The following is a 14,814-nucleotide window of genomic DNA, read 5'->3' as shown; positions in this document are numbered from 1 at the left end:
TCTATAAAAATAAAAAAGAACAAGATTTTCTCTTGTTCTTTTTAAGACAACCATTTCGGCGGTACATTCGTATTCCAATAAATATTTCCTAACTCATGATGTCCAGAGTATCCATCATCAAAACGGTGATAATGGAAATTAAAATAATAACCATCTTGCGGCGGATGATCTCTTCTTACATGGAAACGCAATAAATCATTTCCTGATTTCGTATCGTAGACGTGAAAAATCTTTTCATTATTTCCACCAGCTGGTTTTTGAGAAATCGCTAATGATTGTAGTGAATCTTCTGGTACATCACTAGCAAGCTCAGCAATTGCCTCTTCAATTTTCGGTAATATTACATCTTTAAACTCATCTTCAATTACTGGACCAATTTTAGTACCAAACTTTTGCATCGACTGCTTTTCTGCTTCTTGCATTGCATAAGTAATAAAAGTATCGGTGGTTAACCTGTCATTCGTTTCTTCATATGTATAGGACGTGCTCTCCAAACTTTGTTGCCCAGCTGTGCTCGTAGGCTTGTCCGCAGCTTTGGCATTATCAAGTAATATGGAAGGAGGCGTCACTAAACCAAATGTAAATACGGTAATTAATGCGACTAAGGTTTTTCTAAACCAATTTGGCATTTATGTTCCCTCCCCTTTCACTCATTATTTTTTTATATAACGGTGGTTTCTTCTATTATACAAAATGATTGTAATTTTTGCACTTTACAATTTTGTTAACGTTCACATATTTTTCACTTGAATATGAAATTGTAAGGTTTCATACAATAAAAATACAACAATAATAAGGAGGCGATCAGATGACTTTAGATGTCATGTATTCCGCCGCAAGCATACTCGTTTTAGTATATTTTATTTATCAATGTGTTACAGACTAGAAAAAGAGCCGTCAATGGCTCTTTTTTAATGGTAAAAATACAATCCATACAATTAATAAAATAAAAATAATGCCACCAATCACAGCTGGCAATAAATAAAACTGGGCAAGTATAACTATTCCATACAAAAGTATTGCTGGTAGTAGTAAATAACGATTTGCCTTCCATCTTAACAAAAGTAAGTTCCCTTCATCACAATATAAATGAAGAAACATCTTATTCGTAAATTCATTCCAATAATCACGTGCATAGCGAGAAATTGCAACTACAGCAAATACGAGAACAATAGCTGCAATCCACCTAGGAGTCATAATTATACTTGCAGTACTGATACATACAATTTGAATATAAAATATTCGTGCAGTACTTGTACGGAAAAATTCTTTCAAAAAAGATTCGACAATACGAGAATCAGCTTTTTTTCCTAAAAGTCTTTTAGAGTACGGAAACATCCACGGTTTTTTATTCGAACTACTCGGTTTAGCCGCATGACCACCAACTTGCATAATTCCGCTCGTCCAGCGCATGCTTTCCTCCTTTTCTTTCTCAATTTCTTTAAAAAAGAACTTTTTATAATTCATTTTCGCTTTTACTAATACACTACTTAAGAAAATTACTAAACCGATAAATAGAATTGAATAAAATGGATTTTTATAAATAAAAAATAAACTAATTCCAAAAAAGGACACGCTCATAGAAAATACTACATTTTTTACAATCCATAAAACCCATCGTTTCTCCGCATGTACATGAATAAATCTCGTTAACAACGACATCATAAATCGAAATATAGTAAAGAATACCCAAAATAATAGGACTTGTATCTCTGTTACTCCGATACTTTTCATCAACACCGGTAACATAATAACGACTAATATTATATTCGTTATCGCTATTCGAACAAATGTGTACATCATGCCATACTGGACTAATTTTTGCATATGTGTTGCATACGAAATTAAAAATAAACTATCCGCTTGCTCAAAAAATGAACGAACTCCTCTCGGATATGTTACTAGATAAAATGCGAGTAATCCTAATCCGAAATAAATCGTCTCTTCCGTTGATAATTCATTTATCCATAGTGACCTATAATAGATTCCCATAAATATAAGTGCTGGTATAATAATATATAATGCGACTGTCCAATCTGTTACCGAACGTATAGACTTCCACTTCCGCTGAAGCTCATGGCGTAATCTTTTATAAAATTGTTGTTTAATCATGTTGTTCACGCCTTACGATTACATCAAAGCAGTCTAGTAATGAGCTACCCGGCATTTCCGCTAACATTTGAATAGATTCTAAATGTCCATCTGCGACTAATGTACCTTGTGAAATGAGTAAAAATCTTTCACAAATTTTTTCAGCAGTATCCAATACGTGCGTACAAAGTAAAATTCCTGCTCTGCGCTCTTTTTCTTTATATAAATAACTTAAAAACTCTTTCGTAGCTACTGGATCTAAACCGATAAAGGGTTCATCAATGATATAAAAATCTGGCTCAGTTAAAAACGCCAATATTAGCATCGATTTTTGTTTCATACCTTTTGAAAACTTTGATAAATACTCATGTTTATGCTTATCCATTCGAAAAGTATGTAATAATTGTTCCGCTCGTTCTTCCCAGCTTCCCATTTCACTTCCACGAGCAGCCATTAATAATTCAATATGTTCCCAGAGCGTCAAGTAATCATAGTATGTTGGATGTTCTGGCACGTATGCATACGGATTTTTCTTTTCACCGAATGATATTTCACCGTCCATATTTACAAGTAATCCGAGCATCGTTTTTATCGTCGTACTCTTCCCAGCACCATTTGCTCCAATAAGAGCAACTAGTTCACCTTTTTCGATAGAAAAAGCTATATTATGAATTGTTTCTTCGCCTATTTCATATCCAGCTGAGCGGATATTTACTTCTAACATGTATTTCCCCTCTTTCCATTTCCAATACAATCAAGGAAAAGAATAACATATAACTATCTATATATCATTATAAAATATTTATTTTCATAGCAGGAAAAAACATTTTTTAACAGAATATTAAATGTTTGATTACATTTTATTGGAGTGGATAATATGTCTTTTCAAATTCGTGAAGCAACGATAGATGATATAGACGCACTTTGTTCTTTAACGAAAGAATTAAAAGGTTCCTCTATTTCCTATGAAGATATGAACAATCGATTACAATTCGTACAAATGAGTCCGTTTGATTTTTTATATGTTTACGAAGAAGAAGAAGAAGCTATATTTGGATTACTTGGATTTCGTATACGTGAAAATTTAGAAGATGTAACACGTTATGGAGAGATTTCAATTATTAGCGTCGATTCTAACATACGACGGAAAGGCATTGGACAAGTGTTGATGGATTATGCAGAGCAATTAGCAAAGAAACATAATTGCATTGGCACATGGCTAGTTAGTGGAACAAAAAGAGTAGAAGCTCATCCTTTTTACAAAAAATTAGGGTATGAAGTAAATGGCTACCGATTTGTAAAACATTTTTAAACTACTTATAATTGAAGGGACTATAACTATGACAAACATTAAAGCAATTTTCATTGATCATGACGGTACAATTGGTGGTGACACTACAATACATTATCCGGGATCTTTTACATTATTTCCATTCACAAAAACATCCTTGCAAAAACTAAAAGCTAAAAATATAAAAATTTTCTCTTTCACAAATCAACCTGGTATCGCAGATGGAATAGCAACTGTAGCCGATTTTGTACAAGAATTAGAAGGCTTCGGTTTTGATGATATTTATGTATGTCCTCATAAACACGGTGATGGTTGTGAATGCCGTAAACCAAGTACAGGCATGCTGCTTAAAGCAGCAAAAAAACATGGGCTTGATTTAACACAATGTGCTGTAGTTGGTGATCGCTGGACTGATATTGTTGCAGGAGCAAAAGTAAATGCAACAACGATTCTAGTCCGAACAGGCGCTGGGTATGATGCTTTGCATACGTACCGAGACAAATGGGCACATATTGAACCAAACTACATTGCAGATAACTTTGAAGATGCAACAAACTGGGTTTTAAATCAACTATAATACAAATGAAGATTTTGATTCACTCAAAATAATTTAAAACATAGTTAAAATAGCCTTTTTGGAAAATAATTGTCTTCCATAAAACGGATCACCTCAAAAGGTAGCAAGTTCCCTTTTGATACGCAAACATTGCAATTCAAATTTTATTTTTTATTAGTAACAGCAATTAACGTAAAGAAGGAATAGCTTAGTGGCTATCCCTTCTTTATTGACTTCTATTATTTACATTTGTTATCTTTTTTTATTGAGTATTCTCATCGTTTTTATACTCCAAAATATCCCCTGGCTGACACTCCAAAGCTTTACATATCGCTTCTAATGTTGAAAAACGAACCGCTTTTGCTTTCCCATTTTTCAAAATAGAAAGATTCGCCATCGTAATTCCAACCTTCTCCGAAAGCTCCGTTACACTCATCTTTCGTTTTGCTAACATGACGTCAATATTAATAATAATTGTCATATCAACCACCTCAGACTGTCAAATCATTTTCTGATTTTATGTTAATTGCTTCTTGTAGAAGGCGTTGAAGGATAGCGGCAAAAACGGCGATAACGAGCGAAGCAAAAACGATAATAAGTCCCACTAACCCAATAGGAGGGTCCATTTTTTTCGCTATAAAATGAAAAAGTGGCAAACCCAATACATACAAACCACTGATTGTAACTGCACAGTGCTTTATATTCTTTAACGCTTTTACAGATAATTCCGAGAACGCTGTGTTCTCGTCAATATACTGTAAAAGATTGAAAGCCTGATAAAGAGCAACGTAAAAAGGCACAGCTGCTCCATACATCACAATGAAAACAAGATATTTTATCGAAGCAATATTAGGATACAAATTCTCTGTGAAATCCGCCATTTCCGGCACTAAAAATATGCATAAAGCAAGTACTGAAATTCCAGCAAGAAAAATAATTACTTTTAAGAACGTTGTTGAACTTCGGTTAAGATTCATTTACAATACCTCATTTATTTAATGATAACATAATTTTATCATATTATTTATCGTTTAACAATAAATAAATATCGTTTTCTTCATGTTTAATTTAGGCAAAAATAAAAAAGAATTTCTCATTACAAAGAAATTCTTTTTCTTGAAAATGTCTCTTTCAACTTAATTTTTTAAAACGTTAATTCGTAGTGGAAATAACGATTATCTCTCAAATAACCATTTTCAGCATATAATCGTTGTGCTGATAAATTATCAATCTCTGTTTGCAATTTTACACCTTTTGCTCCATTCTCTAATGCGTATTCTTTAGCAGCTTCTAATAATTTTTTACCTGTTCCGGCTCCACGCTTCGCCGCTTGTACAAATAAATCATTTAAAATCCATAATTCTTTCATTGAAATGGAAGAAAATGATGGATATAGTTGTGTGAACCCAATATATTCGCCGTCTTCAACTGCTACGAAAATAACGGACTCTTTTTTCTCAATTCGATTTCGTAAAAATACTTTTGCACCTTCTAAATCAGAATCCTGCCTATAAAACATGCGATAGTTATTAAAAACTGATGCTAGTCCATCTAAATCTGCAATTGTTGCCTCATATATTCTCATTTTACTCCATTCCCCTTCCAATACTGTCTCATTATATCCGTTGCCCATTTAGGCTGGTGTATTTCTTCTTTCGGCATAAACTCTTTCATTATTGGTTTTATATCCAATATAGGAGTACCATTAATAGCATCTAATCCCTCAACAATAATTGATTTACTTTCTCTTTTGATCACCTTTACAATTGTTACACCTATGCGATTCGGGCGATTTTTTCCGCGCTGTGCAAAAATACCTACTTCAGGATAATCTTTATTATTTCTAGGATGTCTAGCAAAATACTGAATTTGCTCGTCAGTTACTTTATGAAAATAAAAAACAACTTCAATATGGGAAAAATCTTCAATCCCTTGTATACTTTCTTCTGCATACATTTCAGTTAAAGTTATACGGGATCTTACTTCTCCCCAATCATCATCTTTTATTTCCTTTCTTTCATTATGTACAAATGCGATTGGTTGAACTGAAAACATACGCATTCCCCCTTAAATGTAACCACTTACATTATAAAATATTTTCTGAATGTTTTCCAGATATATGAATTAAGTTTACATAATATAATTATAATCTATTTATCTAAAGCTACCTTGACTGCTTCAATTGCATGTATATAAGTCGTATCAAATATCGGGACTGATACGTTTTCTTGCTTTATTAATAAACCTATTTCCGTACAACCTAATATAATTCCTTGTGCTCCTTCTTGTACTAATTCTTCTATAACCCTTTTATAATACTCTCTAGATTGAAATACTATTTTTCCTAAACATAATTCTGTATATATTACTTTATTTATTTCTTTTCTATTTTTTTCTGATGGTACTATTACTTTTATATTATTTTCTTCTATACGTGACTTATAGAAATCTTGCTCCATTGTATATTTAGTTCCAATCAGACCAACCTTTTGAATGTCTTTTCTTTTAATTGCTTTTGCAGTTGCATCTGCAATATGTAAGACTGGAATATCAATTTTCTCCTTTATTTTTCCAACTACCTTATGCATTGTATTTGTACAAATGATTATAAAGTCTGCTCCTCCCTTCTGTAATGAATACGCCGCATTCGCTAAAACTTCACCTGCTCCATTCCAATCTCCTCTAGACTGGAATCTTTCAATCTCTTCAAAGTCCACACTATTAATCAAACATTTTGCTCAATGTAGCCCTCCTAATCTCTCTTTTATTTCTTCATTAATAATTCGATAATATTCAGAAGTTGATTCCCAACTCATACCACCTATAAGACCTATCGTTTTCATACAAACACCTACCTAAACTATTTTCATGAAACTAATAGCAATGTTTTATTATGTATATTATACATAATAAAACAAGACTTTAAGTTTGGAATATAAAGTCTTGTTTTAACGGAAATACGGAAATATTAAAGAATAATTCTACTTTCATTTCCAAGGAAATTTTTATAGAATATTCTGAAATTAACAATCTGATGTTTTTATAAATTCTTTATACTTATAATTAAAACACTCTCGATACAGCTCTTTGATTTCATCATATGATGGAACACGTGGGTTATTAGCTGGGCTACCACTTTCAATTGCATCTGATGCCATTTTAGAAATAGCATTTTCAAATTCAATTTCATCGATTCCGTATTCTTTTAAATTTGGAATACGAAGATCAAGGCAAAGTTTTTTTATTTCACCAAGCGTGTAGTCTGCTACTTCCTCATCAGAATTCGAATACAAATCCTTATTTAAACTACGTCCAATTTTTGCCAACCTTTTCATTGCACTTGTTTTTGTAAACTCTAACACTGTAGGTAATAATATGGCATTTGATATTCCATGCGGTACATGAAATAATGCTCCCACTGGCCTTGACATTCCATGAACTAATGTAACTGATGCATTAGAAAATGCAATTCCAGCTTGTAAGGAAGCAATCATCATCGCTTCTCTTGCCTCCATATTACGTCCATCTTCATATGCTATACGTAAATATTTCATAATACTTTCAATAGCTGAAAGAGCAAGTACATCTGTAAGTGGTTGTGAAACTTTAGAAATATACGCTTCAATTGCATGACATAACGCATCTATTCCTGTTGCTGCCGTAATTTGTGGTGGTAATGAACTTGTCAAAACTGGATCTATAATTGCTACTTTCGGTATAAAACTAGGATGCTTCAGCATCATTTTTACATCTGTTTTTTTATTCGTAATTACTGCTACACTTGTAACTTCCGATCCAGTACCAGAAGTTGTCGGAATTGCAATAAGTGGTAGTGGGTTGTTTTCTATTTCAATATCCTTTTGGACATAATCCTCAACTTCTCCACCATTTGTATATAAAACCGCTACTGCTTTCGCAGCATCAATACAACTTCCACCACCAATACCGATAATAAAATCACACTTTTCCTCTTTACAAAGAGATAACGCTTCTAACACGTGTATATTTGTAGGCTCAGCATCTACTTTATTATATGTACTAACAGTAATACTTTTCTTATTTAGTTGTTTTATACACTTTTCAACATATCCTAATTTCTCCATAATTGTATCAGTAACTATAAAAGCTCTTTTCCCTAACTTTTTTGATTGTTCCCCCAGTTTTTCAAGCGAATTCCTTCCATATAATACCGACTTTGGCATACGAAACTCAGAAACTTCTTGCAAGTACTCCACCCCTTCTTATCCTAATTAATATTTTATGATATAAATTATCGATTTGATGAATCTTTACGATTCGAATGTTTAATAGAGTCCTGTTAAAGTATAGAACGCGATAACTAAAAATACAGCAACCGTTTTCAAAATTGTAATAGCAAATATATCTTTATAGGACTGTTTATGTGTTAATCCTGTTACTGTAAGAATAGTAATAATAGCCCCGTTATGCGGTAGTGTATCCATTCCTCCTGATGCCATTGATACGATACGGTGCATAACTTCTAATGGAATATCAAATTGATTGGCCGCTGCAATAAATTTATCTCCCATTGCACTTAATACTATTCCCATACCTCCTGATGCAGAGCCTGTAATTCCAGCTAAAATATTCGTCGTTACTGCACCATTCACTAACGGATTTGTGAAAGTAGCAGAGATACCATCTCTCATAATTGCGAAGCCTGGAAGTGCTGCAATGACACCACCGAATCCAAACTCAGCTCCTGTATTCATCGTTGCAAGTAGTGCTCCACCAATACTTGTATTCAATCCAGCTTGGAAACCTGTTACTACTCGCTTCCAATATAATAATAACGTTGTTAAGATCCCTATAATAAGTGCCAATTCTACAGACCAGATTCCTACTACTGCACTTAATTCTACTTTTCCAAATGCTTTCATACCAATTGCAGAAAAATCAAAACCGCTTGGATACCATTTCGGTATCATAATAGTAAACACTTTATTCATTACACCTACTAAAATAAGTGGTATAAATGCAATAAGTTGTTGTGCTCTTGTGATTTCAATGTTATTAATTAATGGCATATTTTTTTGTTCTAATTGCAAAGATGCTGCCATTTCAGTATTTCCATTATTAAAACCAAAATACCCTTCACCTGCTGCTTTTGCCTTCTTACGTCTACTCTCTAAATATAGTAAACCTAATGTAAGAACAAAAATTGCTCCTACAATCCCAAGTATCGGTGCAGCATAAATATCCGTTTTAAAAAATGTTGTAGGTATTACATTTTGAATTTGTGGTGATCCAGGTAGTGCATCCATTGTAAACGTTACTGCTCCAAGAACAATCGTTCCAGGGATTAAACGTTTTGGAATATTAGCTTGTCGAAACAACTTAGCTGCGAACGGATAAACAGCAAACACTACTACATACACACTAACACCACTATACGTTAAAATAGCCCCCATTAATACAATCGCTAATATAGTACGTTTTTCACCAACTAACTCAATAATCGTTTTTGCGATAGAATCTGCAATTCCTGACATTTCCACTACTTTTCCAAATATTGCTCCTAATAAAAACACAGGAAAATATAATTTTATAAATCCAACCATTTTCTCCATAAAGATATTAGAAAAGAAAGGTAATACATAACTAGGTTCTGTCAAAAATACTGCAAATAATGCAAATATCGGTGCGAATAGAATAACAGAAAAGCCTCTGTATGCTACGAACATAAGTAAACTTAGTGCTAATAATATAATAACTAACTCCAATTTTACCCCTCCATTAAACAGAATATTCTAAAATTTATTGATAAACTTCTACTAATCTTTTAATTCTGACATCCCTCCTCTTATTCATACAATTTTTTCATGCTAAAAATGTCTAATTATAAATATTCGATTACATATGAAAAATCCCTTTAAACAGAAACGAATTCCTCATCATACGTTATAAAGGGATTGCTAGCATCTATATTTACTAATTTATTAAACTTTTTTCTGCACAAAAATGATACAGTTCTTCAACATCTTTCACTATGTAAGTCGCACTAACTTCAGTCAGTTCTTTCTCACAGCCATAGCCATATAAAACACCAATTGAAGCAATTCCATTCTGATTCGCACCTATTATATCGTGCTTTCTATCACCAATCATTATCATTTCTTCTTTATTTAGTTCTTCATTTGTTTGTAAAATATGAGCAATTATTTCTTCTTTTTTTATTCTCGTACCATCTAAATTACTTCCAATGATATCTTCGAAATAATTCGTTAATTGAAAATGTTCTATAACTTGTTTCGCAAATACAGTGGGCTTTGAAGTAGCTACAAATATGCGATTCCCTGAACTTTTTAATTGTTGCAAGAGCTTCAGAATCCCCTCGTATACATTATTCTCAAACAATCCACGCTGCTTTAAATACTCACGGAAATAAAAAACAGCACGTTCAAGCTCTCCTTCACTCATATTATATCTCTCTATGAATGATTGCTGAATAGGAGGACCTATAAATGAATCTAACTCACTTATATGTACTTCTTCAATTCCTACTTTTTTTAACGCATACAAAACCGAATTTACAATCCCTTCTTTCGGATCCGTTAAAGTTCCATCTAAATCAAATAGAAATGTTTTATACATGTTTCATTCCTCCACTTAATTTGCTGTATAAATAACTGCTAACATCTCTTCCACTTCTCCCTATTATACTATCATTATCTATTTTTTCGAAAAATCAATTTCCATATGTCACATACTTTCAGTTACAAAATACGATAGATATGATAAAGTAAAAAAGTTACAATTATTTTAATAGAAACTGGTGAAACAAATGTCAATTACGTTAATTTTTATAATGGCTTTCACAATTGTAATCCACGCAGTTGAAACAAGCTCTTATAGTATTCGATTAGCGGGGGTTCGTTTAAAGAAGATTGCTGTCGCATTATCCGTCGTAGGAATCGTATTACTCATTTCAAGAACGTCAAACTTACTACAAGCCTTTTTACTTGGCGGGATTGTGGACGAAGCAAAACTAGATCCTTCTATTGATTTAGAGCATATTATACGTCTTGTACTATTATCTGCTTCTATCGGTACATTGCTTGCGATTATACTGTATCCAACTTTGACAAAACTATTTGGATATGTCATTCAAAACTTTGAAACAGACGGTTCTTTCATTCGAATGATGAAAACGAATAACATTCAAAAATTAAAGTACACAAAAAAATATGTCCGCTTTCCAAAGTTAGAAATGATTCATAGACTGCGTATCGGCGGTATTCCAAAGCGTATAATGCTTATTAACATGTTCGCTACTGCAATTTATACAGCGGGAGTTCTTTCCGCACTATATGCTTCTTTTTTAATTCCAGATTTCGCAACAAAAGCCACTACAGCTTCTGGTCTTATTAATGGTTTTGCTACTATTTTATTAACAGTGCTACTAGATCCACGTATTGCTCTTTTAACAGAGCGAGCTCTTCAATCAGAAGAAGGTGCTGAAGCAATGAGTAAAATGTATGCTTGGCTAATGATTTCTAGACTTTTTGGTACATTACTAGCTCAACTGTTATTCATACCAGGTGCTTACTGGATTACATGGATTATAAAGCTTATGAATTAAATTTACTCTCTAAAAAAAAGCAGGTGAGATTACAAATGACTATACAAACAGAACAAGATATCATTCGCTTAATAGAAAACGACGAATGGATGATGAATGTATTACAAATGGCAAAATCACTAGAGTTACCTGATTGGTGGGTTTGTGCCGGCTTTGTTCGTTCTAAAATTTGGGATACTTTACATGACTATGAAGCTAAAACGGCTATGCCTGATGTTGATTTAATTTATTATGATAGTCTACATCAAGATGAGATATACGAACAATCATTAGAAACGAAATTAATGAATATGGATGCTACTATCCCTTGGTCTGTAAAAAATCAAGCTCGTATGCATGTAGTGAATAATATGCCACCATATTCTTCTTCTGTTGATGCTATTTCTAAATTTCCTGAAACAGCAACGGCTTTAGGAGTTACACTTGATGAACTAAACAACGTCATATTAACAGCCCCATGTGGTATTGAAGATGTCCTTTCCTTACAAGTGAGACCAACAGCTCATTTTCTTGAATCGAAAGAACGATTACATATGTACAAAAACAGAGTTATAAAAAAGAATTGGCAAAGTAAGTGGCCTAACATCACAATCACATATCCAGAAATATAGAAAGGGTGCCTCTCATTTATAGAAGCACCCTTTTCTTCATTTCAAAAAATGTATGACTGTTTCTGCAAACCTATCTGCTTCCTCATAATGAGGTGAATGACCGCTCTCTTCAAATACGATATACTTGCCGTTTCGGGCATCTTTATTAAATGTTTTTATTTGTTCTTCACACGTTACTACATCATGTTTTCCTACAATTAATAACATTTGATTCTGTACTTCTTTTATTTTATATAATAATGACGTATGACATGAGCCCTCTAATTTTAATCTATCAAAATGAATTTGAGAGCGATTTGAAAATACTTCCCACTCTTCATCACTGTATAAACTCTCATCTGTCCTATCTTCCTTATTATTGTAAATCTCCATTCTTTTTTCTTCTAATTCATTGCTTAATCTTATATAAGCTTCTAACAACTCTTCTGAACTAGCATCGCTAGATGAATAAGCAAGAGACTCTTCTGCTACTTCTTCTTTTCCATACTTTTTTAATAAATGCCCTGTCTTTTGCAACAAAGCTCTACTTGTTAATGCAAAGTCGCAAGTTGGTCCTTCAAATATTATTTTCTCTATTGAACTTGGATATATCGACGCATAAAGCAATGCTACATATCCACCGAAAGAATGTCCAATTATAGACCACTTCTCAATTTGTAATACTTTTCTTAGTTCCTCAGCGTCTTCAACTAAATCAATTAGTCCAAAAGGTTCTTCTTCAGTAATTTTTTCTGAACGACAAACACCTCTTTGATCTATCATAATTACATATAGAGAATCTTTTAAACGTTCCGCTTGATGAAATGAAAAATCATAGCAACTCTCTCCTGGACCACCATGCAAGTATAAGACTGGTTTATCTTTAGGATTTCCATGCGTTTCAACGTATAGCTTTTCCCCTCTAATATTCATGTATTTCCCTGCTTCTATCAAATTTGCCTTTATGATCATCACCCTCTCTTTTTACTGAATATTACAACATTTAATGTTAAATAATACCTATTACATTTAAGAAGACGATAATTATTGCAAGTGGTGCTACAAATCGAAGTAAAAATGCCCAACAAGTAAATACTTTCTTTCCATAATTACCACCTACAAAAAACTCTGCTTCTAGTACCTTCTTCTCCATTTTGAATGAAACGAAAATACTAATAAATAGTGCTCCAAGTGGCATTAATATATTACTAGATAAAAAGTCTACCGCATCAAAAATATTCTTTCCAAAAATCGTAATATCACTCCATACTCCAAATGATAACGCAGATGGTATACCTACTAAGAAAATACAGAAACCAATGATCCATGATAGTTTCGTTCTTCTTTCTTGTTCACCATTTGCTAATGCTGAAACAACAGTTTCTAGTAGAGAAAATGCCGATGTTAATGTCGCAAATGTAAATAGTGCAAGAAATACTGTTAAGAAAAATCCACCGAATGGGATTTGACTAAATACAGATGGTAATACGATAAATAGTAATCCAGGTCCTTCTGTCGGCTCCATTCCTAATGAAAATACGGCCGGAAAAATGGCAAGACCCGCAAATAAAGAAACAAATAAATTCAATCCAACAATTGTTATTGCTGATTTTGGTAAACTTTCTTTTTTATTTAAATAGGAACTATAGGTAACCATAATTGAAATCCCGATACTAATTGCAAAGAATGATTGCCCCATTGCGAACAAAATACTTTCCGAAGTAATCTTTGAGAAATCTGGTTGTAAGAAAAACTTCACACCTTTCATTGCATCATCAAGTGTTAACGAACGAATAATAAGAGCGACAAATAAAACGAACAATGCTGGCAACATATATTTACTTGCTTTTTCAATTCCGTTTTGTACACCCTTTGATACAACCCATATCGTAATGAACATAAAAGCGAAATGTCCCATAATAGCCCAAGTGGGATTCCCAATTGTTTCAGTAAATAACGCACCGTAATTTTGTCCTGGAGTAATCAGTTGTCCAGTTATTCCTCTGAATAAATAAATTAATACCCATCCACCTACAACACTATAAAACGAAAGTAGTATAAAACACGTTCCAACGCCAAGTCGTCCAATCCAGTGCCATCCTGTATTTGGTGCGATGCTTTTAAATGCTCCAACTGCTTGTTTCTGCGTACTGCGTCCAATCATAAATTCAGCTATAAGTAGCGGTAGTCCAATTAAAACAGTAAATAATATAAAGATTAAAAAGAACGCTCCTCCCCCACTCTTCCCAGCGATATAAGGAAACTTCCATATCGCACCAAGTCCAATTGCTGATCCGGCTGCTGCCATTATAAAACCTAATTTCGAAGTCCATTGCTCCGTCTGTTTCATCTCATTTTCCTCCTAATTAAATCTTTTTATATAAATAAATAAATTTTATAAACCTATCCAAATAAACCCTCCATTTCTTTTTCCATATAATAAAAAAATGGCCTAGCATCTCTATATAAAGAGACGCTAAGCCATTTACTTAACGCGGTACCACCCTTATTGATTCCATTATGAATCCACCTTAGTAGTAATCGTTTGATTACAAACCTAATATCGAAGGTTAACCGTTAAGATTTACTAAGAATGTAATTCCGTTCCACCTTACTGCTCCTAGGCGAGTTCAGGATGTCATTTGACTATGTCACACCAACCCATAGCTCTCTGTACAAATAC

16 protein-coding genes, 1 pseudogene and 1 other annotated feature (1 of these 18 running past the window's edge) are annotated in these 14,814 nt (G+C 33.2%); of the genes and pseudogenes, 4 read left to right on the top strand and 13 right to left on the bottom strand.

What is annotated here, in order from left to right:
- Positions 1–41 precede the first annotated feature (41 nt).
- The 3 genes from ATL10_RS05040 to ATL10_RS05030 all read right to left on the bottom strand — a co-directional run bounded on the left by ATL10_RS05040 (position 42) and on the right by ATL10_RS05030 (position 2,815).
- Positions 42–629: a YpjP family protein gene (locus ATL10_RS05040; RefSeq protein ID WP_001134421.1), complete on the bottom strand. Its 588-nt coding sequence runs from the start codon at positions 627–629 to the stop codon at positions 42–44.
- Between the two features lie 268 nt (positions 630–897).
- Positions 898–2,112, bottom strand: a complete 1,215-nt coding sequence (locus ATL10_RS05035; protein WP_000595455.1) for an ABC transporter permease — start codon at positions 2,110–2,112, stop codon at positions 898–900.
- Entirely contained in the window at positions 2,105–2,815 is a 711-nt protein-coding gene (locus ATL10_RS05030) for an ABC transporter ATP-binding protein (RefSeq protein WP_110496541.1), read from the bottom strand. The genes ATL10_RS05035 and ATL10_RS05030 overlap by 8 nt, the downstream gene beginning before the upstream one ends.
- Positions 2,816–2,968: 153 nt before the next feature.
- Between ATL10_RS05030 and ATL10_RS05025 the strand changes: the two genes are divergently transcribed.
- Together ATL10_RS05025 and ATL10_RS05020 are read left to right on the top strand one after the other, a co-directional pair.
- Positions 2,969–3,403 (top strand): GNAT family N-acetyltransferase, encoded by a 435-nt coding sequence (locus ATL10_RS05025; RefSeq protein WP_016081796.1) that lies wholly within the window; start codon positions 2,969–2,971, stop codon positions 3,401–3,403.
- Positions 3,404–3,431: 28 nt separating this feature from the next.
- Positions 3,432–3,959 carry an HAD-IIIA family hydrolase gene (locus tag ATL10_RS05020; RefSeq protein WP_110496539.1) on the top strand — a complete coding sequence of 176 codons (528 nt, stop codon included), beginning with the start codon at positions 3,432–3,434 and terminating at the stop codon, positions 3,957–3,959.
- 241 nt (positions 3,960–4,200) lie between these two features.
- Here ATL10_RS05020 and ATL10_RS05015 read toward each other — a convergent pair whose 3' ends face one another.
- From ATL10_RS05015 to ATL10_RS04980, 8 genes and pseudogenes are all read right to left on the bottom strand, one after another.
- Positions 4,201–4,419 (bottom strand): helix-turn-helix domain-containing protein, encoded by a 219-nt coding sequence (locus ATL10_RS05015; RefSeq protein WP_000152534.1) that lies wholly within the window; start codon positions 4,417–4,419, stop codon positions 4,201–4,203.
- 10 nt (positions 4,420–4,429) lie between these two features.
- On the bottom strand, positions 4,430–4,915 hold the full coding sequence (locus ATL10_RS05010) for a DUF2975 domain-containing protein (protein ID WP_097925466.1): 486 nt from the start codon (positions 4,913–4,915) through the stop codon (positions 4,430–4,432).
- 167 nt (positions 4,916–5,082) lie between these two features.
- A complete protein-coding gene (locus tag ATL10_RS05005) occupies positions 5,083–5,523 on the bottom strand; it encodes a GNAT family N-acetyltransferase (protein ID WP_001223866.1) in 441 nt (146 codons plus the stop codon).
- Positions 5,520–5,993 carry an SAM-dependent methyltransferase gene (locus ATL10_RS05000; protein WP_100910317.1) on the bottom strand — a complete coding sequence of 158 codons (474 nt, stop codon included), beginning with the start codon at positions 5,991–5,993 and terminating at the stop codon, positions 5,520–5,522. The genes ATL10_RS05005 and ATL10_RS05000 overlap by 4 nt, the downstream gene beginning before the upstream one ends.
- A 95-nt stretch (positions 5,994–6,088) precedes the next feature.
- Positions 6,089–6,781: pseudogene (locus tag ATL10_RS04995) on the bottom strand (aspartate/glutamate racemase family protein).
- Between the two features lie 180 nt (positions 6,782–6,961).
- Positions 6,962–8,164: an iron-containing alcohol dehydrogenase gene (locus ATL10_RS04990; protein WP_110496537.1), complete on the bottom strand. Its 1,203-nt coding sequence runs from the start codon at positions 8,162–8,164 to the stop codon at positions 6,962–6,964.
- A 78-nt stretch (positions 8,165–8,242) separates the two neighbouring features.
- Entirely contained in the window at positions 8,243–9,682 is a 1,440-nt protein-coding gene (locus ATL10_RS04985) for a GntP family permease (RefSeq protein ID WP_000424331.1), read from the bottom strand.
- 208 nt (positions 9,683–9,890) lie between these two features.
- Positions 9,891–10,553, bottom strand: a complete 663-nt coding sequence (locus tag ATL10_RS04980; protein WP_000278475.1) for an HAD family hydrolase — start codon at positions 10,551–10,553, stop codon at positions 9,891–9,893.
- A gap of 190 nt (positions 10,554–10,743) precedes the next feature.
- Here ATL10_RS04980 and ATL10_RS04975 point away from each other — a divergent pair, with 190 nt between their 5' ends.
- Together ATL10_RS04975 and ATL10_RS04970 are read left to right on the top strand one after the other, a co-directional pair.
- Positions 10,744–11,541 (top strand): lipid II flippase Amj family protein, encoded by a 798-nt coding sequence (locus ATL10_RS04975; RefSeq protein WP_072938300.1) that lies wholly within the window; start codon positions 10,744–10,746, stop codon positions 11,539–11,541.
- A 35-nt stretch (positions 11,542–11,576) separates the two neighbouring features.
- Positions 11,577–12,152 carry a nucleotidyltransferase family protein gene (locus ATL10_RS04970; protein ID WP_000155289.1) on the top strand — a complete coding sequence of 192 codons (576 nt, stop codon included), beginning with the start codon at positions 11,577–11,579 and terminating at the stop codon, positions 12,150–12,152.
- Between the two features lie 36 nt (positions 12,153–12,188).
- Here the strand turns inward: ATL10_RS04970 and ATL10_RS04965 are convergent, their stop codons facing one another.
- The gene (locus ATL10_RS04965; RefSeq protein ID WP_142669932.1) at positions 12,189–13,064 is read right to left on the bottom strand and encodes an alpha/beta fold hydrolase; all 876 of its coding nucleotides are present in this window, start codon (positions 13,062–13,064) and stop codon (positions 12,189–12,191) included.
- Positions 13,065–13,140: 76 nt separating this feature from the next.
- Positions 13,141–14,481, bottom strand: a complete 1,341-nt coding sequence (locus ATL10_RS04960; RefSeq protein ID WP_023521821.1) for a sodium-dependent transporter — start codon at positions 14,479–14,481, stop codon at positions 13,141–13,143.
- A gap of 116 nt (positions 14,482–14,597) precedes the next feature.
- Positions 14,598–14,814: a binding site (T-box leader), on the bottom strand (it continues 32 nt past the right edge of the window).

Origin of the sequence: Bacillus sp. 196mf (assembly GCF_003217275.1) — a bacterium.
GTDB classification, from domain to species: domain Bacteria; phylum Bacillota; class Bacilli; order Bacillales; family Bacillaceae_G; genus Bacillus_A; species Bacillus_A thuringiensis_S.
The sequence above is the reverse complement of the archived record's forward strand: the minus strand, read 5'-3'. Positions and strand labels throughout refer to the sequence as shown.

What these genes read in the sequence shown, in the direction of transcription:
- ATL10_RS05030 (WP_110496541.1), bottom strand. Translation starts at nt 2,815, where the DNA reads ATGTTAGAAGTAAATATCCGCTCAGCTGGATATGAAATAGGCGAAGAA.
- ATL10_RS05020 (WP_110496539.1), top strand. Translation starts at nt 3,432, where the DNA reads ATGACAAACATTAAAGCAATTTTCATTGATCATGACGGTACAATTGGT.
- ATL10_RS05025 (WP_016081796.1), top strand. Translation starts at nt 2,969, where the DNA reads ATGTCTTTTCAAATTCGTGAAGCAACGATAGATGATATAGACGCACTT.
- ATL10_RS05015 (WP_000152534.1), bottom strand. Translation starts at nt 4,419, where the DNA reads ATGACAATTATTATTAATATTGACGTCATGTTAGCAAAACGAAAGATG.
- ATL10_RS05035 (WP_000595455.1), bottom strand. Translation starts at nt 2,112, where the DNA reads ATGATTAAACAACAATTTTATAAAAGATTACGCCATGAGCTTCAGCGG.
- ATL10_RS05005 (WP_001223866.1), bottom strand. Translation starts at nt 5,523, where the DNA reads ATGAGAATATATGAGGCAACAATTGCAGATTTAGATGGACTAGCATCA.
- ATL10_RS05000 (WP_100910317.1), bottom strand. Translation starts at nt 5,993, where the DNA reads ATGTTTTCAGTTCAACCAATCGCATTTGTACATAATGAAAGAAAGGAA.
- ATL10_RS04980 (WP_000278475.1), bottom strand. Translation starts at nt 10,553, where the DNA reads ATGTATAAAACATTTCTATTTGATTTAGATGGAACTTTAACGGATCCG.
- ATL10_RS04965 (WP_142669932.1), bottom strand. Translation starts at nt 13,064, where the DNA reads ATGAATATTAGAGGGGAAAAGCTATACGTTGAAACGCATGGAAATCCT.
- ATL10_RS05010 (WP_097925466.1), bottom strand. Translation starts at nt 4,915, where the DNA reads ATGAATCTTAACCGAAGTTCAACAACGTTCTTAAAAGTAATTATTTTT.
- ATL10_RS05040 (WP_001134421.1), bottom strand. Translation starts at nt 629, where the DNA reads ATGCCAAATTGGTTTAGAAAAACCTTAGTCGCATTAATTACCGTATTT.
- ATL10_RS04975 (WP_072938300.1), top strand. Translation starts at nt 10,744, where the DNA reads ATGTCAATTACGTTAATTTTTATAATGGCTTTCACAATTGTAATCCAC.
- ATL10_RS04960 (WP_023521821.1), bottom strand. Translation starts at nt 14,481, where the DNA reads ATGAAACAGACGGAGCAATGGACTTCGAAATTAGGTTTTATAATGGCA.
- ATL10_RS04970 (WP_000155289.1), top strand. Translation starts at nt 11,577, where the DNA reads ATGACTATACAAACAGAACAAGATATCATTCGCTTAATAGAAAACGAC.